This is a genomic window from Mitsuaria sp. BK037 (assembly GCF_014193045.1).
Taxonomy (GTDB): domain Bacteria; phylum Pseudomonadota; class Gammaproteobacteria; order Burkholderiales; family Burkholderiaceae_C; genus Roseateles.
Map to the genome: position 1 here is coordinate 1 of NZ_JACHYS010000005.1, position 23,387 is coordinate 23,387.

Sequence of the window (23,387 nt, forward strand, 5' to 3'; positions counted from 1 at the left end):
GAGCGTCTAAAGATTTAACCTTCTCAGGTCGCTCGTTCAGACGCCCACGCTTATCGGCTGTAAATTCTTAAAGAACATCGAAGCCGCTTTCGCCAACTTCGTCGCGTCGCTGATTTGTCGTCAGCAGCGCAGAAGTGAGATTATGAACGATTCTTTTTGAATCCGTCAAGCAGTCTGCGAAATTATTTTCAGCGTCGACTGCGAGAATCTCGCCGCCAAATGAAAACCGGGAAACCCAGTCCAATCATTTGACTACCTCGGCATATCCTCCGAGGCCGCCGCTCAAAACGTTGTCGTGAGCAGCGAAGACCGAGAGTCTAGCACGAGTTTTTTCGCTCGCGCAACTCTCTCGTCATCTGATCGTCATGGCGCGTGTTTGACGGGCCCTCCTATATAGGGAGCGCCGGTCGTCCTGCGTCAATGCAGCCGTGACTGCGGCGCCAGCGCTTCCAGCGCCGCCTTCGCGGGCTCATCGCTCTCCAGGATCCGCGGCAGCGCCGCCGACAGACGCGGCACGTCCGCCCGGAGGATCCGCTGTTTGACCGACGGGATCTGGGAAGGGTGCATCGAGAAGCAGGTCAGCCCCATGGCCAACAGCAGGTCGGTGAAGGCCGAGTCCCCCGCCATCTCGCCGCACACGCTGACTTCCTTGCCGGCCGCCCGAGCCTGGGCGATGGCATTGGCCAGCAGGTGAAGGACCGCGGGATGCCAGGGGTCATACAGATGCGCGACCGCCTCGTCGGCGCGATCGATGGCCAGCGTGTACTGGATCAGGTCGTTGGTCCCGATGGACACGAAGTCCACGTGCCTGAGCAACTGCGGCAGCATGATGGCCGCCGCCGGCACCTCCACCATGACGCCAAGTTGCACCTCGCCGTACGCCTGGCCGGTCTCGTCCAGTTGGCCCTTGACCCGCTTGATGGTTTCCTGGATCTGACGGATCTCCCCCAGGTGGGCCACCATCGGCACCAGCAGCTTCACCTTGCCAAAGGCGCTTGCCCGATAGATGGCCCGCAATTGCTGACGGAACATGCTCGGCTCCGCCAGGCTCCAGCGGATCGCTCGCAGGCCCATCGCCGGATTGAGCACATGCTCGTGGCGGAGTTCATTGACCGACATCCGATCCAGGGGCTTGTCCGCGCCGATGTCCACCGTGCGGATCGTCACCGGCAGGCCGGCCATCGCCTCGACGGCACTCTTGTAGGCAGCGAACTGCTCTTCCTCGCTGGGCAGGTCGCCCTCGCGGTTCATGAACAGGAACTCGCTGCGGAACAGGCCGACGCCGGTCGCGCCCGAGGCCAGCGCCGCCACGGTGTCGCCCGGCAGTTCGATGTTGGCGTGAAGCTCGATGCGCTGCCCGTCCATCGTGATCGCCGGCGTGTGGCGCAATCGGGCCAGCCGCGCGTTCTCGAGCTCCGCCTGGCGCTGCCTGAACCGGTACTCCTCCAGCACGATGGGGGAAGGATTGACGATGACCGTCCCGGCATCGCCGTCGATGATCACCCAATCGTCCTGGCGGATCAGCCGCGAGGCCTCGCGCGTTCCCACCACGGCGGGAATGGCCATGCTGCGAGCCACGATGGCGGTGTGAGAGGTCTTCCCCCCGATGTCGGTGATGAAGCCCTGGAAGACGCTGCGCTTGAACTGGATCATGTCCGCCGGCGCGATGTCGGCGGCTACCAGCAGCAAGGGATCCTCGCCGGCGAAGTCGCGCGCGACCACGGCCGAGGCGCCACTGGGCGACTCGTCCTGCTCGGTGGCGAGCGCAGCCAGCACGCGCTCGACCACCTGCTCCAGGTCGGCCTTGCGCTCGCGCAGGTAGTCGTCCTCCATTTCGTCGAACTGGCGCGCCAGCACCTCGAGTTGCGCCGACAGCGCCCACTCGGCGTTGTAGTGGCGGTCGACGATCCAGTCGCGGGCGGCATCGACGAGCGCCTCGTCGTTCAGCAGCAGCAGGTGGACATCCAGCAGCGCGTCGAGCTCATGCGGCGCGTCCTCCGGCAGCTCGGCCTTGAGGGCCTGCAGCTCGCGCGTCACCGCGTCGCGACCGCGGACCAGCCGCGCATATTCCTGCTCCGCGTCGGCGGCGCCAATGAAGTAGTGGGCGACGTCGACGCGGCTGGACGCGACCAGCACGGCTCGGCCGATCGCCACGCCGCGGGAAACGGGAATGCCGAAGACCTGGAAACTCATGCGCCGACTTTAGCAGCGGGTGTCGAAGCCCTCTTGAGCCGCAGGTGAACTTGCGAAAACCCCTGTGAGCCCGGCGTCAATCGTCCGTGCGGGCGAGCGTGACGACGGCACGACTGTCATGGTTCGTTCACTTGAGGGTCACCGACGCGTCACCGCCGCCGCTCAGCATCCCGGCATCACTTCAGCGAGGCTTTGCCATGAGGGATCTGCCGCTGCCCACCCTGCCCTTCTCCGATCTGCGCCCCGCCGAGGCGCCCCGGAGGTCACTTCCAGCCAGCTCCCAAGACGTCGTTGTCGACGCTGCGCGCGCTCGCTTCCATGTGGGTTGGGCGCGCACGGAGGACGAGGTCCGGCAGGCCCAGCGCCTGAGGTACCAGGTCTTCGTCGACGAAATGGGCGCGCGGCTGAGCGTGCCCGCCGGTGCGCCCGCCGGTCATGACATCGACCTCTTCGATCCCTTCTGCGAGCACCTGCTGGTGCGCACGCTCGACGAGCACGGCCAACCGGCCGAGGTGATCGGCACTTACCGGGTGCTGACGCCGGAGGCGGCCCGCCGCGCCGGCGGCCTGTACAGCGAGACGGAGTTCGACCTGACCCGGCTGCGTTCGCTGCGCCCCCGCATGGTCGAGCTGGGCCGCTCCTGCGTGCATCCGGACCACCGCCATGGCGGCGCCATCATGGCGCTCTGGGGCGCGCTGGCCGAATTCATGGTCCGCAACGACCTGGACACGATGATCGGCTGCGCCTCCATCAGCATGCGCGACGGCGGCCACTACGCGGCCAGCCTGTGGCGCCAGCTCGAAGGCAGCCATCTGGCCGACATCGCGTGGCAGGTGCGCCCCCGCCTGCCGCTGCCGGTCGACGACCTGCGCCAGGACCTGGTCGTCGAGCCGCCGCCACTGATCAAGGGTTACCTGCGCGTCGGTGCGCGCATCCTGGGCCGTCCCGCCTGGGATCCGGACTTCAACACCGCCGACCTGCCAATGATCATGCGCATCGCGGACCTGCCGGCGCGCTACCGCAAGCACTTCCTCGGCGGTCTTTGAGGACGCCCGTCCATGCAGAAATGAAAAGGGCTGCCTCGGCAGCCCTTTCTCGTGACGTGGCCGCCTTACTGGCCTTCGCCGAACTTGTCGTTGACCAGCGCGGTGATCGCCTCGTGCGCGGCCTGCTCGTCCTCGCCCGTGGTCTCGAGTTCCACTTCGGCGCCGATCCCGGCGGCCAGCATCATCACGCCCATGATGCTCTTGGCGTTCACGCGCCGGCCGTTGCGGGTCATGAACACCTCCGCCTTGAATCCCCCCGCCAGTTTGGTCAGCTTCGCCGAGGCACGGGCATGCAGGCCCAGCTTGTTGCTGATGGTGAGGGTCGACTTGATCATGAGCAGGAAGGTTGGGACGAGGAGTGGGTGGAGCACGGCGCCGTCGCGTCGCACAGGATCCCCTGGGTACCGCCCTGGCTGGCGCGCTGCAGCAGCGCATCCAGTCCTTCGCCGGCGTAGCACAGCGAGCGCCACAACATCGGCACGTTGACGCCGGTCAGCACCTTGACCTGCTCGCCCTGCAGGCGCAGCGCGGCATTCGTCGGTGTGGCGCCATAGACGTCGGTCAGCACCAGGGTCTGCAGATGTCCGGAGGCGCTGATCAGCGCCCGCGCCAGCGACTCGACATCGTCGGCGCTCATCTCCGGCGTCACGTCCAGCACGCTGAGCTGCAGCGCGCAGTGCGGGAACGTGTGCTCGGCCACCTGCTTGAGCGCGGTGGCCAGCGGAGCATGGGCGATCAGCAGCAGGCCGGACATGGGCCGCATTATCGTGCGGCGCAGCATGGCGCGGGCGGGGCCCGCACAAATCCTCAATCCGGGGGAGGACGCCTTGGTGGTCCCTCAGAGGGGCAGTTGCACCGACCCCAGGAACACGTCCCAGGCTTCCGCGTCCAGGCGCTCGCCCTGCAGCAGCAGCTGGTACAGGCGCCCCTCCCGGGAGAACACGGCCTGGCGCACCTGCTGGGCCGGCTGGCCCGGCCGGGCCTCGAAGGCCTGCTGGAACGCTTCCGGATCGACGGCGATCCCGCGGACGCCGAGAGGCGCCGAGGCGCCGGGGGCCATCTGCCGGGCGATGCCGTCGTGCATGCGGCGCATCGCCGCGGAGGTCGCGCGCGCGTCGCCCAGATCGGTCCAGGTGAAGGAGAACTGCCCGCCGCGGGCCTTGCAGCTCATGGAGCGCACGACGACCGGCTGGCCGGCGGGTCCGGGCTGGGTGCGTTCCTCGCGTTCGGGCTTGCAGGGGAACATCAGCGAGACCTGCGCGCCTTCCGGATCGACCTTGCGCCAGTTCAACGCGGGACTGCAGCCGGCGGCCAGCACCAGCGGCAGGATCGGAACGAGCGGGGCCAGTCGTCGCATCGGGCGATTATGGCGGCCGTGCGACCGGCGCCTGCCTCGCGGGCGACCCCGGCGGCATCCCCCACAATGCCCCGATGAGCGAAGCGAACTCCCCCCGTCCCTCCGCCATGGCCCTGCAGGGCGTGCGCGTTCTGGATCTTTCCCGCGTGCTGGCCGGACCCTGGTGCACGCAGACCCTGGCGGACCTCGGCGCCGACGTCATCAAGGTCGAACGCCCCCCCAGAGGCGGCCATCCCGGCGGGGACGACACCCGCGGATGGGGGCCACCCTATCTGAAGGACCGCGACGGCCAGGACACCGCCGAGGCGGCGTACTACCTGGGCGCGAACCGCAACAAGCGCTCGATCGGCGTCGACATCGCCAGTCCCAAGGGCCAGGCGCTGATCCGGGAACTGGCCCTGCGCGCGGACGTGGTGGTCGAGAACTACAAGGTCGGCGACCTGACCCGCTACGGCCTGGATGCGCCGGCGCTGCGCGCGCTCAATCCGCGGCTGGTGTTCTGCTCGGTCACCGGCTTCGGCCAGACCGGCCCTTACCGGGACCGCGCCGGCTACGACTACGCGGTCCAGGGCCTGGGCGGTCTGATGAGCGTCACCGGCGAGGCCGACGCGCTGCCCGGCGGCGGACCGCAGAAGGTCGGCGTGGCGGTGGCCGACCTGTTCACCGGCATGTATGCGACGGTGGCGATCCTGGCCGCGCTGCGCCACCGCGACGCGACCGGCGAGGGCCAGGTCGTCGACATGGCGCTGCTGGACACGCAGGTGGCGATGCTGGCCAACCTGGGCGCGAACTACCTGAGCACCGGCCAGGCGCCGCGCCGCATGGGCAATGCCCACCAGAACATCGTGCCCTACCAGGTCTTCCAGGCCAGTGACGGCCACCTGATCGTCGCGGTCGGCAACGACGGCCAGTTCGTCAAGTTCTGCGAACTGCTCGGCGTGCCCGAGCTGGCCCGCGATCCGCGCTATGCGACCAACGCCCAGCGGGTGCGGCACCGCGAGGCGCTGGTCCCGCTGCTGGCCGAGCGCATCGCCGCGCGCCCGCGCCAGCATTGGCTCGACGCGATGGAGGCGGCCAAGGTGCCGGGCGGCGCGATCAACGACCTGGCCGAGGTTTTCGAGGATCCGCAGGTGCGACATCGCGGCATGGTCGTGCCGATGGCGCATCCGCTGAGCGACGCGCTGCGCGTCGTCGCCAGCCCGATGAAGCTGTCCGGCACGCCGGTGGCCTACCGATTGCCCCCGCCGCTGCTGGGACAACACACCGACGAGGTCCTGGCCGAGCTCGGCCACGGCCCCGAGGCCATCGCCGCCTGGCGCGAGGAAGGAGTCATCGCATGAGCAGCACCGATCGAGACGGCGCGGATCGAGCGCGGGGCGTGGACATCGTCCTGGTGCACGGCGCCTGGCTGGGCGCCTGGGCGTGGAGGCGGGTGCTGGCGCCGCTGCGGGCGGCCGGCCATCGCGTCTTCCCGGTGACGCTGAGCGGCGTCGGCGAGCGGGCGCACCAGCCCCACGAGGGCATCCGCCTGCAAACCCACATCGACGACGTCAAGGCCGTCATCGAGTGCGAAGAACTGAGCGACGTGCTACTGGTCGGCCACAGCTACAGCGGCATGGTGATCACCGGCGTGGCCGACCAGTTGCCGACCCGCATCGCGCGGCTGGTCTACCTGGACGCGGTGGTGCCGGAACCGGGCGAGTCCTGGTCCAGCCGCCACACGCCGGAGACGCAGGCGCAGCGGCGCGAGCTGATCGCGAAATTCGGCCACCTGCCGGTGACCGAGCCGCACGGCATGGGGCTCAAGCCGGAGGACTTCGACTGGATGATGCGCTGCCAGCGCCCGCAGCCGGGCGGCGTCTACGACAGCCCGCTGGACTTCGACAAGAAGGCCTGGCTGGCGCGGCCGCGCACCTTCATCGACTGCAACCGGCCGGCCCTGCTCACCATCGCGGCCGCACGCGAGCGCGCCCGCAGTCAGCCCGGCTGGGAACGCTTCGAGATCCCGACCGGCCACCAGGTGATGATCTCGGCGCCCGAGGCGCTCATCGAGCGCCTGCTCATGCTGGCCGACCGCCAGGCCCAGGGCTGACGGATCGTCCGCCATCCGCCCCCGTCCCCCTGGGAAACGTGAGCCATTTCACGGCATCCCCCCAGGGGGGCGGTTGCCCCCGACTCACGGGATGGCCTCCCCCAGGACCGCGCGGAACCATGGCGCCTCCCCGCCCCGGCATGCCGCCGGCGGCCCACCCGAACGAGAGAGCATGTCCCGCCCGCCCCCCACCGTGGCCGCGCCGCTGGCCGCCAATGACATGGTGCAGCGCCCCAGCGATTCCCAATGGGGCGACATCGTCCAGCAGCTCGGCGCCGAGATCGCCGGCCCGCTGAGCGGGGCCCTGGAGCGCATCCACGCCTTGATCAGCAGCGGCCAGATCGACCGCCAGGGCCTGCGGGCGCTGCGCGACGCGGTGGCGCAGGCCCGCGAGGCCGGGATGGTCAGCCAGCAACTGGCCCGGCTGGCGTCGGGCCGGCTGCGGCTGTCGCGCGAGCAGGTGTCGCTGACGCAGGTGCTGCGCGGCGTGCTGGCGCAGCGCAGCCGCGAGACCCAGGCGCGCGGCATCCAGATCCGCCAGCTGCTGCAGCCGATCGAGGTGATGACCGACGCGTCGCTGCTGTTCTCGCTGCTGAACGCGGTGATGGACTGGGCGCTCACGAACACGCATTCCTCGCTGGAGATGCGGCTGGACCTGACGCCCTGGCCCGCCAAGGCGCGGCTGATGTGCCGCTTCGCCCACCGCTCGCTGGACCTGGGCAGCGCGCCCTCGTCGGCGATCAATGAACCGCCCGAATCGCTGAACTCGCTGACCTGGCGCCTGATCGAGCAGACCGCGCTGACGATCGGCGCGCTGCCGCTGCGCGAGGACGAGGCCGGCATCACGATGCTGACGCTGGAGTTCCCGCACCTGGCCGGCGACGAGCCCGGCGCGCAGCACGGCCCCGCGCCGGTCGCGCCGCCGGACCGGCCCGAGCTCGACGATCCGACGCCGTCGCACAACTCCAAGCCGCTGGCGGGCTGCCACCTGCTGATCGTCTCGCCGCGCCGCGAGCTGCGGCAGGAGATCCAGGCCGCGGTGCGCCACATGGGGCTGATCATCGACGCCGTGGGCTCGATGGACGAAGCCCTGCAGTTCTGCGAGGAAGGCCTGCCGCACGGCATCGCCTTCGAGCAGTCGCTGCGTGACGCGGACTTCGATCGCCTGCGCGCCGACATCACCGGCGAGGTGCCCAACTTCAGCTTCGTCGAGGTGATGGAAGGCGACCAGCAGACGCAGCTCTCGACCGCGACGGCCGACCATATGGCGCGGATCTCGCGGCAGAACCTGCAGGACGCGCTGCCGTCGGTGCTGCTCTTCGAGCTGTCCAAGGCGCTGTGAGGCGACCTGCCACCCAAGCCCCTGCCGGGTGACGGGCCACGGACGACCGGCATACACTCGCCCCCCATGAAGCTGCCTCGCTGGACCGGACTCCTGTTGTTGGTCGCCGCCGTCGGTGTCGGCGCCGGCCTCGCCTACGAGGGCCTGAAGCCCGAACCCGCCCCCCAGGTGGATTACGTGCTGCTCGACGGTTCGAAGCACGCGTCCGCGCAGGCCTGGTCCGGCAAGGTGATGCTGGTCAACTTCTGGGCCACGTCCTGCACCACCTGCGTCAAGGAAATGCCCAACGTCATCGCGACGCACCAGAAGTACAAGGACAAGGGTTTCGACACGCTGGCGGTGGCCATGAGCTATGACCCGCCGGCCTATGTCGCGAACTATGCCGAGACCCGCCAGCTGCCCTTCGGCGTCGCGATGGACAGCACCGGCGAGATCGCGCGCCGCTTCGGCAAGGTGCAACTCACGCCCACCACCTTCCTGATCAACAAGCGTGGCGAGATCGTCAAGCGCTTCGTCGGCGAGCCCGACTTCGCTGCGCTGCACGGCACGATCGAGAAGCTGCTCGCCGAGAGCTGATCCGCCCTCGCCGCCCCGAAGCATGCCGCTCCTCGAGCGGCATTTTTCTTGGCCGCTCCTCGGGCGGGGCCGGACGCTTTGCGATTCTTTTCGTCGGCGACACCAGGCTGCTGTCGCCAGATACTAGGGTGTCGACATGCCCGCCGACCCTGCGCCCTGACGGCGCCGCGACGGCCAGCCCGCGTCCCGCTCCCGGCCCGCCAGAGGCCCTCCGCACCAGCGACCGACCCGCATGAACACCAACAACAAGCTGCCCTGCCCGCCGGTCCCCGGCCCCGTCCGCATCCCTGGCGTCCCGAGGCGCCGCCGACAACAAGGCCGCGCGACGCCGTGGATCGTCGCCCTCGTCGTGCTGGCCGCGGCCGCCGGCGGCTGGTGGTGGTGGAAGGGCCGCGCCGCGGACGGCGAGGCCGGCGGCGGACCCGCGCGCGCCGCCAGCGGTCCGGGCGGCGCCAGCCCGGCCGGCGCCGGCGGACGGGGCGGCCGCTTCGCCGCCAACCGGGTGCAGCCCGTCTCCGTGACGCCCGCGCGGCTGCAGGACATCCGGCACACCGCCTCCGCCATCGGCACCATCAGCGCTTCCAACACCGCCGTCGTGCGCGCGCAGGTCAGCGGCGTGCTGCAGCAGCTGCACTTCACCGAGGGCCAGCAGGTCAAGGCCGGACAGCCCCTGGCGCAGATCGACCCACGCGCCTTCCAGGCCGCGCTGGGCCAGGCCGAGGGCCAGCTGGCCCGCGACAAGGCCACGCTGGACAACGCGCGCATCGACCTCGCCCGCTACCAGGACCTGCTCGCCAAGGACGCGATCGCCCGCCAGCAGGTCGACACGCAGCAGGCGACGGTCCGCCAGCTCGATGGCACGGTGAAGGCCGACCAGGCCGCCGTGGACAGCGCCCGGCTGCAGGTCACCTACACCCGGGTGCTGGCGCCGATCTCGGGCCGCGTCGGCCTGAAGCAGGTCGACATCGGCAACGTCGTGCAGACCAGCGACGCCAACGGCGTGGTCAGCATCACGCAGACGCGGCCCATCGCGCTGACCTTCGCCGTGCCGTCGGCGCTGCTGCCCCAAGTGACCGCCGGCCTGAAGGACAAGGCGTCGCTGACGGTGGAAGCCTGGAGCCGCGACGGCAAGACGCGCCTGGCGACCGGCCGACTCGCGACCGCCGACAACGCCATCGACCTGAGCACCGACACGATCAAGCTCAAGGCGCTGTTCCCGAACGAGGACGACGCGCTCTACCCCAACCAGTCGGTCAGCGTGAAGCTGCAGCTCGCCACCGAGGCCAACCGCCTGGCCGTGCCGGCCGCCGCGGTGCTGCGCGGCGCGCAGGGCTTCTACGTCTACGTCGTCGGCCCGGACAACACCGTGAGCACGCGCGTCGTGCAGACCGGCGCGGTCGACGGCGACTGGATGGCGGTGGACGGCCCGCTGCAGCCCGGCGATCGCATCGTCGTGGACGGCGTCGACCGCCTGCGCGAGGGCGCCAAGGTCGAGGTCATCGCCAACGACCCGAAGCAGCGCGCCGGTGCCAACGCGGCGCCGCGACGCGGCCGCGGCGCGAGCGCACCGGGCGGCGCGGCCTCCGGCGCGCGCGGCGGCAGCCGTCACGCCTCGGGCGCCTCCGCTCCCGCCACTTCCGCGGCCCCCGGCGACAGCGGCAACCCGGCCGATGCGGCGCTGCGCGCGCCCACCGCCGAGGCGCGCAACGACGCGGCCCAGTCCGGCGGCGAGCGCCCGGCCTGGCTGGACCGGCTGCCGCCGGACCTGCAGGACAAGGTCATGAAGATGAGTCCCGCCGAGCGCGAGGCCTGGATCGCCGAGCGACGCGCCGAACGCGCCAAGCGCCAGGCCGCCTCCGGCAACGCCCGCTGACCGCGACGAGGGCAAGGCCATGGCCATGAACCCGTCCCGTCCCTTCATCGAGCGGCCGGTCGCGACCTCGCTGCTGATGCTGGCCATCCTGCTGGCGGGCCTGCTGGCCTACCGGCTGCTGCCGCTGTCGGCGCTGCCCGAGGTCGACTACCCCACCATCCAGGTCACGACGCTCTATCCGGGCGCGAGCCCCGACGTCATCTCCACCACCGTCACCGCGCCGCTGGAGCGCCAGTTCGGCCAGATGCCGGGGCTGGGGCAGATGACCTCGTCGAGCTCGGGCGGCGCCTCGGTGATCACGCTGCGCTTCTCGCTGGGCCTGTCGCTGGACGTGGCCGAGCAGGAGGTGCAGGCCGCGATCAATGCCGGATCGAACCTGCTGCCCTCCGACCTGCCGATGCCGCCGGTCTACAGCAAGGTCAATCCGGCCGACGCGCCGGTGATGACGATCGCGGTGACCTCGCCCTCGCTGCCGGTCATCAAGGTGCATGACCTGGTGGAGAACCGCCTCGCGCCCAAGCTGTCGCAGGTCGACGGCGTGGGCCTGGTGAGCATCGCCGGCGGCCGCCGGCCCGCCGTGCGCATCCAGGCCAACCCGAGCACGCTGGCCGCGCTGGGCCTGTCGCTGGACGACGTGCGCAGCGCCATCGCCTCGGCCAACGTCAACCAGGCCAAGGGCAGCTTCGACGGCGCGCAGCGCGCCTCCACCATCGACGCCAACGACCAGCTGCGCTCCGCCGCCGAGTACCAGAACCTGATCATTGCCTGGAAGAACGGCAACCCGCTGCGGCTCAGCGATGTCGCCCAGATCGTCGACGACGCCGAAAACCTGCGCCTGGCGGCCTGGGCCGACACGACGCCGGGCGTGATCCTGAACGTGCAGCGCCAGCCCGGCGCCAACGTGATCCAGACCGTCGACCGGGTGAAGGCGCTGCTGCCCAAGCTGCAGGGCACGCTGCCGGCGTCCATCGACGTGCAGATCCTGGCCGACCGCACCACCACGATCCGCGCCTCGGTCGATGACACCGAGATCGAGCTGCTGCTCGCCATCGCGCTGGTGGTGGCGGTGATCTTCCTGTTCCTGCGCAGCGGCAGCGCCACGCTGATCCCCAGCGTCGCGGTGCCGCTGTCGCTGGTGGGCACCTTCGGCGTGATGTACCTGGCCGGCTTCTCGATCAACAACCTGACGCTGATGGCGCTGACGATCTCCACGGGCTTCGTCGTCGACGACGCGATCGTGATGATCGAGAACATCGCCCGCTACGTCGAGGAAGGCGACTCACCGATGGAGGCCGCCTTCAAGGGCTCGCGCCAGATCGGCTTCACCATCATCTCGCTGACGGTGTCGCTGATCGCGGTGCTGATCCCGCTGCTGTTCATGGGCGACGTGGTGGGCCGGCTGTTCCATGAATTCGCGATCACGCTGGCGGTGGCCATCCTGATCTCGGCCTTCGTGTCGCTGACGCTGACGCCGATGATGAGCGCGCGGCTGCTGAGGCCGGAGACCGAGCAGAAGCACTCGCGGCTCGGCACCTGGTTCGGCGAGAAATTCGAGGCCATGATCCAGGGCTACGGCCGCGCGCTGGACTGGGTGCTGGACCGCCCGGTGCTGACGCTGCTGGGCTTCGCCGCCACGCTGGCGCTGACCGCGCTGCTGTACGTGGTCGTGCCCAAGGGCTTCTTCCCGGTGCAGGACACCGGCCTGGTGCAGGTGATCACCGAGGCGACGCAGAGCACTTCCTTCGATGCGATGAGCGAGCGCCAGCAGCGGCTCGCCGAGGTCTTCCTGAAGGATCCCGACGTCGACCACATCGCGTCCTTCATCGGCGTGGACGGCGCGAACGCCTCGCTGAACACCGGCCGGATGCAGATCACGCTCAAGCCCTTCGCGCAGCGCCACGCGTCGGCCACCGAGGTCATCGCGCGGCTGGGCGACCTGAACCGCCAGGTGCCCGGCATCACCGCCTACATGCAGCCGGTGCAGGACCTGACCATCGAGGATCGCGTCTCCAAGACGCAGTACCAGTTCCTGCTGAGCTCGCCGGACTCGACCGACCTGCAGAAGGCCAATGACGCGCTGCTGGCGCGGCTCAAGCAGCTGCCGCAGCTGGCCGACGTCGCCAGCGATCTGCAGAACCAGGGCCTGCAGGCCTGGGTGCAGATCGACCGCGAGGCGGCCGGCCGGCTCGGCGTCACGGTCTCGTCGATCGACACCGCGCTCTACAACGCCTTCGGCCAGCGGCTGATCTCGACGATCTACACGCAGGCCAGCCAGTACCGCGTGGTGCTGGAGGCGGCGTCGGAATTCCGCAGCGGCCCGCGCGCGCTCGAAGGGCTGTACGTGCCGGGCAGCACAACGACGACCAGTGCGACCGGCACGGCCGCCACCACGACGGTGCAGGTGCCGCTGAGCTCGGTGGCGCAGATCGTCGAGCGGCCGGCGGCGCTGGCGATCAACCATGTGGCGCAGTTCCCGGCCGCGACGATCTCGTTCAACCTGCCTCCCGGCGTCGCGCTGGGCGACGCGGTGCAGGCGATCAAGGCCGAGCAGGCGAAGCTGGACCTGCCCATCAGCGTCGAGACCAGCTTCCAGGGCGCGGCCGAGGCCTTCAGCAATTCGCTGTCCAGCACGCTGTTCCTGATCCTGGCCGCGGTGGTCACCATGTACATCGTGCTGGGCGTGCTCTACGAGAGCTACATCCATCCGGTCACCATCCTGTCGACGCTGCCCTCGGCCGGCGTCGGCGCGCTGCTGGCGCTGCTGATCGGCGGGCTGGACCTGGGGATCATCGCGATCATCGGCATCGTGCTGCTGATCGGCATCGTGAAGAAGAACGCGATCATGATGATCGACTTCGCGCTCGAGGCCGAGCGCGAGCAAGGCCTCGATCCACGCGCCGCGATCCACCAGGCCTCGCTGCTGCGCTTCCGTCCGATCCTGATGACGACGATGGCCGCGCTGCTCGGCGCGCTGCCGCTGATGCTGGGCACCGGCGTCGGCCATGAACTGCGGCATCCGCTGGGCGTGACCATGGTCGGCGGCCTGATCGTGAGCCAGCTGCTGACGCTGTTCACGACGCCGGTGATCTACCTCGGCTTCGCGCGCATGGCGCAGCGCTGGCGCGAACGCCGTGGCGTGAAGCGCGAAACGCGCGCCGCGGCGCAGCACCGCGGTCCCGACGCGCCGGAGATCGCCGATCCGGCCGCGCCGCTCGCGCCCGCCGGTCCGAGCCTGCTCCGGCAACCGGGCGATGACGGCGGAGCGCCGCGATGAATATTTCAGCGCCGTTCATCGCGCGTCCGGTCGCGACGACGCTGATCACCATCGGCATCGCGCTGGCGGGGATGCTGGGCTACCACTTCCTGCCGATCGCGCCGCTGCCGCAGGTGGACTTCCCGACGATCTCGGTCTCCGCCTCGCTGCCCGGTGCCAGCCCCGACACGATGGCCGCCACGGTGGCCACGCCGCTGGAGCGCGCGCTGGGCAGCATCGCCGGCGTGACCGAGATCACCTCGCGCTCCTCGCTGGGCTCGAGCAGCGTGACCCTGCAGTTCGACCTGAGCCGCGACATCAACGGCGCCGCGCGCGACGTCCAGGCGGCGATCAACGCCGCGCGCACGCTGCTGCCCTCGGGCCTGCCCAGCAATCCGACCTACCGCAAGGTCAACCCGGCCGACGCGCCGATCATGATCCTGGCGCTGACCTCGAAGACGCTGACGCGCGGCCAGATGTACGACACCGCCTCGACGGTGCTGGCGCAGCGGCTGGCCCAGGTGGACGGCGTCGGGCAGGTCAACGTCGGCGGCGGCGCGCTGCCGGCGGTGCGGGTGGAGCTCAATCCGGACAAGCTGGCGGCCAACGGCATCGCGCTGGACCAGGTGCGCCAGGCCATCACCAACACCAACGCGAACCGGCCCAAGGGCGCGGTCGAGCAAGGCGGCCGCTACTGGCAGGTCGGCGCCAATGACCAGGCCCGCACCGCCGCGGAGTACGCGCCGGTGGTGCTGTCCTACCGCGACGGTGCGGCGCTGCGGCTGCGCGACGTGGCCGAGGTCAGCGACTCGGTCCAGGACGTGCGCAACTACGGCGCGTCCAACGGCCAGCCGGCGATCCTGCTGTTCATCCAGAAGGAGCCGGGCGCCAACATCATCGAGACCGTCGCCCATGTGCGCGAGCTGCTGCCGCGCCTGCAGGCCTCGATCCCGCCCGCCATCGAGCTCAAGGTCATCAGCGACCGCACGCCGACGATCCGGGCCTCGCTGGACGAGGTGCAGCGCGCGATGGCGATCGCCGTCGGGCTGGTGATCCTGGTGGTGCTGCTGTTCCTGCGCAGCTGGCGCGCGACGCTGCTGCCGGCGGTGGCGGTGCCGGTCTCGCTGGCCGGCACCTTCGGCGTGATGTACCTGTGCGGCTACAGCCTGGACAACCTGTCGGCGATGGCGCTAACGGTGGCCACCGGCTTCGTCGTCGACGACGCGATCGTGGTGCTGGAGAACATCACCCGCTACATCGAGCAGGGCCTGACACCCGTCGCGGCCGCGCTGCGCGGCGCGCGCGAGATCGGCTTCACCGTGATCTCGATCAGCCTGTCGCTGGTGGCGGTCTTCATCCCCATCCTGCTGATGGGTGGCGTCGTGGGGCGGCTGTTCCGCGAGTTCGCGGTGGTGCTGTCGGCGTCCATCCTGGTGTCGATGGTGGTCTCGCTGACGACGACGCCGATGATGGCCTCGCGGGTGCTCCGGGCCCGCCCGGAACCCGCGCACGGCGCGGCGGCGCGGCGCCAGGGCCGGCTCGCGCGCGCGGCCGGCCGCTTCAACCGCGCGCTGGCGCGGGGCTACCGGCGCTCGCTGATGTGGACGCTGCGCCACCAGCCGGTGGCCCTGCTCTCGCTGGTGGCGGTGATCGCCCTGAACGTGCATCTGTACGGCGTGATCCCCAAGACCTTCTTCCCGCAGCAGGACACCGGCGTGCTCATCGGCGGCGTGCAGGCGGACCAGGGCAGCTCCTTCGAGATGATGCGCAAGCGCGTCGACCGCTTCATGGAGATCATCCTGTCCGACCCGGCCGTGCAGAACGTCAACGGCAGCACCGGCGGCGGGCAGCGCAACTCGGCGAACTTCTACATCACCCTCAAGCCGCTGAAGGAACGCAAGGTCTCGGCCGACCAGGTGGTGAACCGGCTGCGCGACAAGATGGCGCACGAGCCGGGCGCCAACCTCTTCATGGTGCCGGTGCAGGACATCCGCATCGGCGGCCGGCAGGCCAACGCTCAGTACCAGTTCACGCTGCAGGCCGACGACCTGGCGGTGCTGCGCGAATGGGAACCGCGGGTGCGCAATGCGCTGTCCAACCTGCCGGAGCTGACCGACGTCAACACCGACCAGCAGGACAAGGGCATGCAGACCTCGCTGGTGATCGACCGCGATGCGGCGGCACGGCTGGGCATCAGCGTCAGCACCATCGACACGACGCTCAACAACGCCTTCGGCCAGCGCCAGGTCGGCGTGATCTACAACCCGCTGAACCAGTACCGCGTGGTGATGGAGCTCGCGCCGGAGTACCTGCAGGGGCCGGAGACGCTGCGCAAGCTCTACGTGACCAGCAGCTCGGGCGCGCAGGTGCCGCTGTCGGCGTTCAGCCGCTTCGAGACCACCAACACGCCGCTGTCGGTGAACCACCAGAGCGGCACGCCGGCCTCGACGATCAGCTTCAACCTGCCCGAGGGCGTGTCGCTGTCGCAGGCGACCGACGCGATCAACAACGCGATGGCGGAGCTGGGCATCCCGGTGTCGGTGCGGGGCACCTTCGCGGGCACGGCCAACGCGTTCCAGGATGCGCTGAAGTCGCAGCCCATCCTGATCGGCGCGGCCATCATCGCGATCTACCTGGTGCTGGGCATGCTCTACGAGAGCCTGGTGCATCCCGTGACCATCCTGTCGACGCTGCCGTCGGCGGGCGTGGGCGCGCTGCTGGCGCTGATGATGTTCCACACGGAGTTCTCGATCATTGCCCTGATCGGCGTGATCCTGCTGATCGGCATCGTGAAGAAGAACGCGATCATGATGATCGACTTCGCCATCGCGCGGCAGCGCACCACCGCGCACCTGACGGCGGGCGCGGCGATCTTCCGCGCGGCCAAGCTGCGGCTGCGGCCCATCCTGATGACGACCTTCGCGGCGATCTTCGGCGCGGTGCCGCTGGCCATCGGCAGCGGCGATGGCGCCGAGCTGCGCCAGCCGCTGGGCATCGCGATCGTCGGCGGCCTGATCCTGAGCCAGCTGCTGACGCTGTACACGACGCCGGTCGTGTTCGTGATGATGGAAAGGCTGCGCCAGCGCGTGATGCGGCGCCGCGCGGCGAAACGCGCCGCCAGCGCCGCGCGGCCGCCGCACGAGGCGCCCCCGACGACTCCCGAGCCGCCCGCGGCTCCGACCCTGCAGGGCTGAGACATGCCGACCCCGATGACCTCGATGACCTCGACTTCATTCCTCCGTCCCTCGCTGCCGGCCGTGGCGGCGGCGGTGCTTGTCGCACTGCTGAGCGGCTGCGCGGTGACGCGCGTCGATCCGCCCGCGCCGGTGACGGCGCCGGCGCAGTACAAGGAGGACGGGCTCTGGAAGCAGGCCCGGCCCGCCACCGCCGAGCCGGTCCCGGAGCAGTGGTGGACGCTGTTCGACGACCCCGTGCTGAACGACCTGCAGCGCCGCCTGGTGATCGGCAACGAGAACCTGAAGGCCGCCGTGGCGCAGCTGGCCGGCGCGCGCGCGGCGCTGGAGGCGAGCCGTTCGGCGCTGCTGCCGACGCTGTCGGTCGGCGTGTCGGGCACGCGCAGCGCGAGCCCGGATGGCAACGTCACCAACGGGACGATCAACCGCGGCCCGACCAACAGCGTGCAGGCCTCGCTCAACGCGAGCTGGGAGCCGGACCTGTGGGGCCGGCTGCGGCTGGCCAGCGAGGGCGCGGGCGCGACGCTGCAGGCCACCGCGGACGACCTGGCGGCGGCGCGGCTGAGCGCGCAGGCGACGCTGGCGCAGAGCTATTTCTCGCTGCGCACGGCGGAGGCGCAGGAAGCGCTGTACGACCGCAGCGTGCAGGCCTACCAGCGTTTCCTGGACCTGACGCAGGCGCGTTACCAGAGCGGCGTGGCCGCGCGCAGCGACGTGCTGCAGGCGCAGACGCAGCTGCGCTCGGCGCAGGCGCAACTGCTGGAGACGCGGTCCACGCGCGCCCAGCTGGCGCATGCGATCGCGGTGCTGCTCGGTCTGCCGCCGTCGGCGCTGGAGCTCTCGAAGAATGCCGCGCTGCCCACGCCGCCGGAGGTCCCGATGATGCTGCCGTCGCAGCTGCTCGAGCGCCGGCCCGACATCGCCGCGGCGCAGCGGCGGGTGGCCTCGGCGTATGCGCAGATCGGCGTGGCGGACGCGGCCTACTTCCCGTCGCTGACCTTGTCGGGCAGCGGCGGCTACCGAAGCAGCACGCTCAGCAAGCTGCTGTCGGCGCCCAACCTGTTCTGGTCGCTCGGCCCGTCGCTGGCGCAGGCGATCTTCGACGGCGGCCAGCGCAAGCTGGCGAGCGCGCAGGCCCGCACCAGCGCGGAGGTCGCGACCTCGACCTACCGGCAGACGGTGTTGACGGCGCTGCAGGAGGTCGAGGACAACCTGATCCTGGCCGACCACCTGCGTGAAGAGGCGCGGCTGCAGCAGGAGGCGCTGGCATCAGCGCAGCGCAACCTGGAACTGGTGACGGACCAGTACCGCGCGGGCACGGTGTCCTTCCTGGACGTCACGACCGCGCAGAACAGCGCGTTCAATGCGGAGGCCTCGCTGCTGTCGGTGCGCAACCGGCAGTTGGCCGCGATCAGCCTGCTGTTGAAGAACGTGGCGGGGCGGTGGACGCCGGCTTGAGGCGACCCGAGGCGGCGTGAGGCGGCCTGCGGCGTCCCCCAAGTGGGCGAGTGGTCCGGTTGTCTTCGCTGCGCAACAAGGCGACTGACCCTTGAATTCAGTCGGAATTGAGCGCTCCTAGCATGCCTCTCATTGGGCGCCTTGACGCCCGTGAGACTGACCGCGGCGGACGTCCGCGAAAGGAACAGGCATGCAGATCGATCCCGCAGCGAGGGCGGCCGTGCGCGGCGCCCTGCCCCCACCGACGAGGGCCGAGGATCTCGAGCGGTATCACGCCGTCGAGACCTACATCACCCAACACGCGCCGCAATACCGGATCCAGTTGCGCCCGCAGTACCGCGAGCGCCTGTCCACCATTCCCGCCGACCTGGGCAAGGAGCAGTTGGACATCGAGCTGTTCAAGATCCAGAAGGACATTGAACTGGAACATCGCCAGCGAGCCGCCAGCATCCAGTCGATGCCCTTGGACTCCGCAACCGGGTCGAGCGAGTACGCAGCGCTCTACCGGCAATACCTGGACGAGGAGAACGAACTCGGGAAGGCGGCGCTGGCGCGCTACGTCGTGCACCGCCGCACGATCCTGGAGATGCTCGAGGGCGCATTGAAGATCCAGGACTCCGGCGCCTACGCGCGCGAGGACCTCATCCACGGCCTGATCTTTCCAATGCGGACGACGTCGGATGAAGTGGACTTCACGAGGCAGAACTTGTGGGTCGTCGATGAACGGCTCGCGTATCACACGCACCTGGCGTCGGACCTGCCGATGAGCCGGCTCACGCCCATCGCCGTGGCGGACCGCGATGAACCGGATCTCGTGGTGTTCAACACCCCGCGGGCCTTCGCCGACACCAAGAGCCCGTACCAGTCGGTCGTCATCGTCGAGTTCAAGCGTCCCGAACGTAACGAGTACCCCGCCCGGGAGGAGAACCCGGTCGAGCAGGTCCTGCGCTATGTCCGCAAGATCAAGGAGGGCCAGGCCAAGGACCGCGACCTGAAAACCATCAACGTCGGCGCGATCCCCTTCTACGCCTACATCCTGTGCAGCCTCACGCCCCGCATGCGCGCCATCGCGGAAGACCACGACTTCGTGCGGACGCCTGACAACGAGGGCTACTTCAAGTACCACCAGAGCCAGGGCTGCTACATCGAGATCGTGTCCTACGACAAGGTGCTCAACGATGCGAAGAAGCGCAACCGTGCCTTCTTCGAAAGGCTGCAGATTCCCGCCACCTGAATTGCGGGTTCGACCTCGCAACGAATGACGGCTCCCGAAGGAGCCGTCATTCGTTCGGCGCGTCAGCCGCGCGCGGCCTCACCAACTCAAGCCGCCGAGGCCTTCTCCGCTTCGGCCTTCTCCAGCGCGGCGTGGGCCTGCTGGTCCGCGTGGTAGCTCGACCGCACCATCGCGCCCACCGCCGCGTGCGTGAAGCCCATCTTGTAGGCCTCTTCCTCGAACATCTTGAACGTGTCCGGATGCACGTAGCGGCGCACCGGCAGGTGGTGGCCCGACGGCGCCAGGTACTGGCCGATCGTGATCATGTCGATGTCGTGGGCGCGCATGTCGCGCATGACCTGGAGGATTTCCTCGTCGGTCTCGCCCAGGCCGACCATGATGCCGCTCTTGGTCGGCACGCCCGGCACCGCTTCCTTGAAGCGCTTGAGCAGGTTCAGGCTGAACTGGTAGTCCGAGCCCGGACGCGCTTCCTTGTACAGGCGCGGGGCGGTTTCCAGGTTGTGGTTCATCACGTCCGGCGGCGCCGCCTTCAGGATGTCCAGCGCGCGGTCCATGCGGCCGCGGAAGTCGGGCACCAGCACCTCGATCTGCGTCGTGGGGCTGAGCTCGCGCACCTTGCGGATGCATTCGGCGAAATGGCCGGCACCGCCGTCGCGCAGGTCGTCGCGGTCCACGCTGGTGATCACCACGTAATTCAGCTTCAGCGCCGCGATCGTCTTGGCCAGGTTCAGCGGCTCGTCGACGTCCAGCGGATCCGGCCGGCCGTGGCCGACGTCGCAGAACGGGCAGCGCCGGGTGCACTTGTCGCCCATGATCATGAAGGTCGCCGTGCCCTTGCCGAAGCACTCGCCGATGTTGGGGCAGGAGGCTTCCTCGCAGACCGTGTGCAGCTTGTGCTCGCGCAGGATCTGCTTGATCTCGTAGAAGCGGGTCGACGGGCTGCCCGCCTTCACCCGGATCCAGTCCGGCTTCTTCAGCTGCTCGGCCGGGATGATCTTGATCGGGATCCGCGCCGTCTTGGCTTGCGCCTTCTGCTTGGCGGTCGCGTCGTAGTCGGACGCGCTCTTGGCTTCGTGGGTGACGTTCTCGGTTGCCATCAGGCGCTCTTTCGGTTCCGGGTTCGAGCCTCAGGGTTCCAGCTGCGCGGCGAGCCGTTCAGCGAACCGCTGGGCCACCGTGGCCCAGTCCGTGAAAACCCCGAGTGTACCGAGGTCCACCGTCTGGAGCCCTGCGTACCCGCACGGATTGATGCCCAGGAAGGGCTTCAGGTCCATCGCCACGTTGAGCGCGACGCCGTGGTACGTGCAGTGCCGGCTGATCTTGATGCCCAGCGCCGCGACCTTGCCCAGCCCCCGGAACGGGTCGGCCGGATCGGCCGGTCCGGTCAGGGCGGCATGCGCCCCGGGGTCGTCCAGCCGCACGTAGATGCCGGGGGCGCCGGCCACGCGGTGGCCGGTCACACCAAAGCCGTCCAGCGTCTGGATGACGGCGGTTTCGAGGCGGAAGACGTATTCCTTGACGAAGATACCCAGCCGCTTGAGGTCGACCAGCGGATAGGCGACCACCTGTCCCGGGCCGTGGTACGTGACCTGGCCGCCGCGATTGGTCTGCACGACGGGGATGCCCTGGGCGTCGAGCACGTGGTCGGCCTGGCCGGCCAGGCCCTGGGTGTAGACGGGGTCGAATTCGCAGAGCCAGAGCTCGTCCGGCGTCTCTGGACCGCGCGCGTCGGTGAAGGCGCGCATGGCATCCAGCGTGGCCGCATAGTCGACGCGGCCCAGGGTCTTGATCAGCATGCCGGCATGCTAGCCGCGATGGACCTAGCATCGGCCGCATCGGGACATTCAGGAGTGCGCCATGTCGCGCCACCTCATGCGCTTCGCCGCTGCGGCGATCGCCCTCGGACTCGCGCTGCCCGCCGTGGCGGCCTCCGCGCCGGCCGCGCGCGTGACGCTCGAACAGGCGCTCGCCACCTACGAGCGCGGCGACCTGCCCGCCGCCGAGCGCCAGTTCCGGCTGCTCTCGCAGCAAGGCCTCGCGCTCGGCGACTACAACCTCGCGATGATGCATCTGAGGTCCGAAGTGCCGAAGCCGGATCCGCGTTTCGCGCGCTCGCTGCTCGTGCGCGCCGCCGGCCGGGGCCTGGTGCGCGCCGAGCTGGCGCTGGGCCAGTTCCACGAGCAGGGCGAGGATGGGCGTCCCGATCTGGTTCAGGCCCAGTCCTGGTACCTGAAGGCGGCGGAACACGGCAGCGTCGATGCGCAGGTCGCGGTGGCCACGGCGTTCTACCTGGGCCGGGGCGCGGCGAAGGATTTCGCGCAGGCCGCACAGTGGTACCGCGAGGCCGCCAAGGGCGGCGATGTGGGCGCGCAGTACCTGATCGCGTCGATGTATGAATCGGGCCTGGGCGTCGAGCGCGACCTGCGCCTGGCGCGCTACTGGTACGACATCGCCGCCCGCAACGGCGACGAGGCGGCGCCCTACAAGCTCAAGGCTGTCGACGACGCGCTGGCCGCGGACGCCGGCACGGTCTGATCGCGGCTCAAGGCGTCAGAGGACGACCTTCACCATCGGGTGCGTGGTCAGCGTGCGATAGAGCTCGTCGAGCTGCTCGCGGCTGGTCGCGGTGACGGTGATGGTGAGGCCCAGGTAGTTGCCGCCCTTGCTCGGGCGCTGCTCGACGGTGGACGCGTCGAAGCCCGGGTCGAACTGCCGGGCGACGCTCACGATCGCCTCGACGAAGCCGTCCACATGCGCGCCCATCACCTTGATGGGGAAGCGCGACGGGTATTCGATGAGCGACTGCTCGGGCGGGATCGGGGCGTTGGTGAACGAGGTCATGATGGGGAATCCAAATGGGGATGCTCAGAGGCTTTGCAAGCGCTTGGCCCGCTGGTACGCCTCATAAAGCTTCGCGTAGACCGGCCCCGGCTTGCCGCGCAGCGCGCCGTGGCCGACCGGCTCGCGGTCCAGCCGCGTGACCGGGGCCACCTCCTTGCTGGCCGAGGTCAGCAGGATCTCGTCCGCGGTGGGCAGCTCGGTCTCCGCGATCGGTCGCAGGTTGCAGGCGATGCCGAGTTCCTCGCACAGCTCCTGCAGCAGCCGCACGCGCACGCCCTCCAGCAGGGCCTCGCCCGGCGGCGGCGTCAGCAGCGCGCCGTCGCGCACGATCCAGACGTTGCTGCTGGAACCTTCGGTCAGGCAGCCGTCGCGGATCAGCAGCGTCTCGTCGGCGCCCTGGTCCGCCGCCACCTGCCGCGCCAGCACGTTGCCCAGCAGCGAGATGCTCTTGATGTCGCCGCGCTGCCAGCGGAAGTCGCGCGCCGTCACGCAGCTCAATCCCTGGTGACGCTGCTCCGGCGTCAGCGCATGCATCGGCTGCGTGTACGCGAGCACCGTCGGCTCCAGGTCCTTGGGCATCGCATGGCCGCGCGCCGCGACGCCGCGCGTGACCTGCAGGTAGATCGACTGGTCCTCGACCTCCGGCAGGTGCGCCACCAGGCTGCGAAGCAGGTCGAGCCAGGCCTCGCGTTCATACGGATCCTCGATCCGCAGCGCCTTCAGGCTGCGTCCGAGGCGGTCGAGGTGGTCGTCGACCCGGAACAGGCGCCGGCCGTAGACCGGGATGGCCTCGTAGACGCCATCGCCGAACAGAAAGCCGCGATCCATCACCGGCACCCGGGCATCGCCGAGCCGACCGAGATGGCCGTTGAGGTAGCAGGGCAGGTCGGCCCAGGGCATCGTCATCGGTGGCTCCCGCAAGTGGTCA

General features: G+C 69.7%; 19 protein-coding genes. 11 read left to right on the plus strand and 8 right to left on the minus strand.

The features are described from left to right. Positions 1-417: 417 nt before the first annotated feature. Positions 418-2,193 (minus strand): phosphoenolpyruvate--protein phosphotransferase, encoded by a 1,776-nt coding sequence (ptsP, locus tag FHT37_RS24575; RefSeq protein ID WP_091731309.1) that lies wholly within the window; start codon positions 2,191-2,193, stop codon positions 418-420. A 197-nt stretch (positions 2,194-2,390) separates the two neighbouring features. Here ptsP and FHT37_RS24580 point away from each other — a divergent pair, with 197 nt between their 5' ends. Then, positions 2,391-3,239, plus strand: coding sequence for a GNAT family N-acetyltransferase (locus tag FHT37_RS24580; protein ID WP_147240369.1), 849 nt, complete (start codon positions 2,391-2,393; stop codon positions 3,237-3,239). Positions 3,240-3,304: 65 nt separating this feature from the next. Here FHT37_RS24580 and FHT37_RS24585 read toward each other — a convergent pair whose 3' ends face one another. The 3 genes from FHT37_RS24585 to FHT37_RS24595 all read right to left on the minus strand — a co-directional run bounded on the left by FHT37_RS24585 (position 3,305) and on the right by FHT37_RS24595 (position 4,596). Then, the gene (locus FHT37_RS24585) at positions 3,305-3,574 is read right to left on the minus strand and encodes an HPr family phosphocarrier protein (RefSeq protein WP_091731299.1); all 270 of its coding nucleotides are present in this window, start codon (positions 3,572-3,574) and stop codon (positions 3,305-3,307) included. Further along, positions 3,571-3,993 carry a PTS sugar transporter subunit IIA gene (locus FHT37_RS24590; RefSeq protein ID WP_254783511.1) on the minus strand — a complete coding sequence of 141 codons (423 nt, stop codon included), beginning with the start codon at positions 3,991-3,993 and terminating at the stop codon, positions 3,571-3,573. The genes FHT37_RS24585 and FHT37_RS24590 overlap by 4 nt, the downstream gene beginning before the upstream one ends. 84 nt (positions 3,994-4,077) lie before the next feature. Continuing rightward, positions 4,078-4,596 carry a hypothetical protein gene (locus FHT37_RS24595; protein ID WP_091731295.1) on the minus strand — a complete coding sequence of 173 codons (519 nt, stop codon included), beginning with the start codon at positions 4,594-4,596 and terminating at the stop codon, positions 4,078-4,080. 74 nt (positions 4,597-4,670) lie between these two features. Here FHT37_RS24595 and FHT37_RS24600 point away from each other — a divergent pair, with 74 nt between their 5' ends. The 9 genes from FHT37_RS24600 to FHT37_RS24640 all read left to right on the plus strand — a co-directional run bounded on the left by FHT37_RS24600 (position 4,671) and on the right by FHT37_RS24640 (position 19,618). After that, positions 4,671-5,936, plus strand: a complete 1,266-nt coding sequence (locus FHT37_RS24600) for a CaiB/BaiF CoA-transferase family protein (RefSeq protein ID WP_147240370.1) — start codon at positions 4,671-4,673, stop codon at positions 5,934-5,936. Next, positions 5,933-6,688: an alpha/beta fold hydrolase gene (locus FHT37_RS24605; protein ID WP_183485809.1), complete on the plus strand. Its 756-nt coding sequence runs from the start codon at positions 5,933-5,935 to the stop codon at positions 6,686-6,688. Before FHT37_RS24600 ends, FHT37_RS24605 begins: the two co-directional genes overlap by 4 nt. A gap of 172 nt (positions 6,689-6,860) precedes the next feature. After that, the gene (locus FHT37_RS24610) at positions 6,861-8,030 is read left to right on the plus strand and encodes a hypothetical protein (RefSeq protein ID WP_183485812.1); all 1,170 of its coding nucleotides are present in this window, start codon (positions 6,861-6,863) and stop codon (positions 8,028-8,030) included. A gap of 66 nt (positions 8,031-8,096) precedes the next feature. Then, entirely contained in the window at positions 8,097-8,606 is a 510-nt protein-coding gene (locus FHT37_RS24615; protein ID WP_091731282.1) for a TlpA disulfide reductase family protein, read from the plus strand. A 232-nt stretch (positions 8,607-8,838) separates the two neighbouring features. Then, the gene (locus tag FHT37_RS24620; RefSeq protein ID WP_183485815.1) at positions 8,839-10,479 is read left to right on the plus strand and encodes an MdtA/MuxA family multidrug efflux RND transporter periplasmic adaptor subunit; all 1,641 of its coding nucleotides are present in this window, start codon (positions 8,839-8,841) and stop codon (positions 10,477-10,479) included. Positions 10,480-10,504: 25 nt separating this feature from the next. Continuing rightward, positions 10,505-13,753, plus strand: a complete 3,249-nt coding sequence (locus FHT37_RS24625) for an MdtB/MuxB family multidrug efflux RND transporter permease subunit (RefSeq protein WP_183485818.1) — start codon at positions 10,505-10,507, stop codon at positions 13,751-13,753. Then, a complete protein-coding gene (locus FHT37_RS24630; RefSeq protein ID WP_183485820.1) occupies positions 13,750-16,926 on the plus strand; it encodes a multidrug efflux RND transporter permease subunit in 3,177 nt (1,058 codons plus the stop codon). Before FHT37_RS24625 ends, FHT37_RS24630 begins: the two co-directional genes overlap by 4 nt. A 3-nt stretch (positions 16,927-16,929) precedes the next feature. Next, a complete protein-coding gene (locus FHT37_RS24635) occupies positions 16,930-18,384 on the plus strand; it encodes an efflux transporter outer membrane subunit (protein WP_255489991.1) in 1,455 nt (484 codons plus the stop codon). A 190-nt stretch (positions 18,385-18,574) separates the two neighbouring features. After that, positions 18,575-19,618: a hypothetical protein gene (locus FHT37_RS24640; protein WP_147241838.1), complete on the plus strand. Its 1,044-nt coding sequence runs from the start codon at positions 18,575-18,577 to the stop codon at positions 19,616-19,618. An 86-nt stretch (positions 19,619-19,704) separates the two neighbouring features. Here the strand turns inward: FHT37_RS24640 and lipA are convergent, their stop codons facing one another. Together lipA and lipB are read right to left on the minus strand one after the other, a co-directional pair. Then, complete coding sequence (lipA, locus tag FHT37_RS24645; protein WP_147241839.1) at positions 19,705-20,715, minus strand: lipoyl synthase; 1,011 nt, start codon at positions 20,713-20,715, stop codon at positions 19,705-19,707. Between the two features lie 30 nt (positions 20,716-20,745). Further along, complete coding sequence (gene lipB, locus FHT37_RS24650; RefSeq protein ID WP_147241840.1) at positions 20,746-21,414, minus strand: lipoyl(octanoyl) transferase LipB; 669 nt, start codon at positions 21,412-21,414, stop codon at positions 20,746-20,748. Positions 21,415-21,475: 61 nt separating this feature from the next. Between lipB and FHT37_RS24655 the strand changes: the two genes are divergently transcribed. Further along, positions 21,476-22,153, plus strand: a complete 678-nt coding sequence (locus FHT37_RS24655) for a tetratricopeptide repeat protein (protein ID WP_183485823.1) — start codon at positions 21,476-21,478, stop codon at positions 22,151-22,153. A 15-nt stretch (positions 22,154-22,168) separates the two neighbouring features. Here the strand turns inward: FHT37_RS24655 and FHT37_RS24660 are convergent, their stop codons facing one another. Together FHT37_RS24660 and FHT37_RS24665 are read right to left on the minus strand one after the other, a co-directional pair. Then, on the minus strand, positions 22,169-22,459 hold the full coding sequence (locus FHT37_RS24660; RefSeq protein ID WP_091731258.1) for a DUF493 family protein: 291 nt from the start codon (positions 22,457-22,459) through the stop codon (positions 22,169-22,171). 24 nt (positions 22,460-22,483) lie between these two features. After that, positions 22,484-23,365, minus strand: a complete 882-nt coding sequence (locus FHT37_RS24665) for a D-amino acid aminotransferase (RefSeq protein ID WP_091731254.1) — start codon at positions 23,363-23,365, stop codon at positions 22,484-22,486. Positions 23,366-23,387 lie beyond the last annotated feature (22 nt).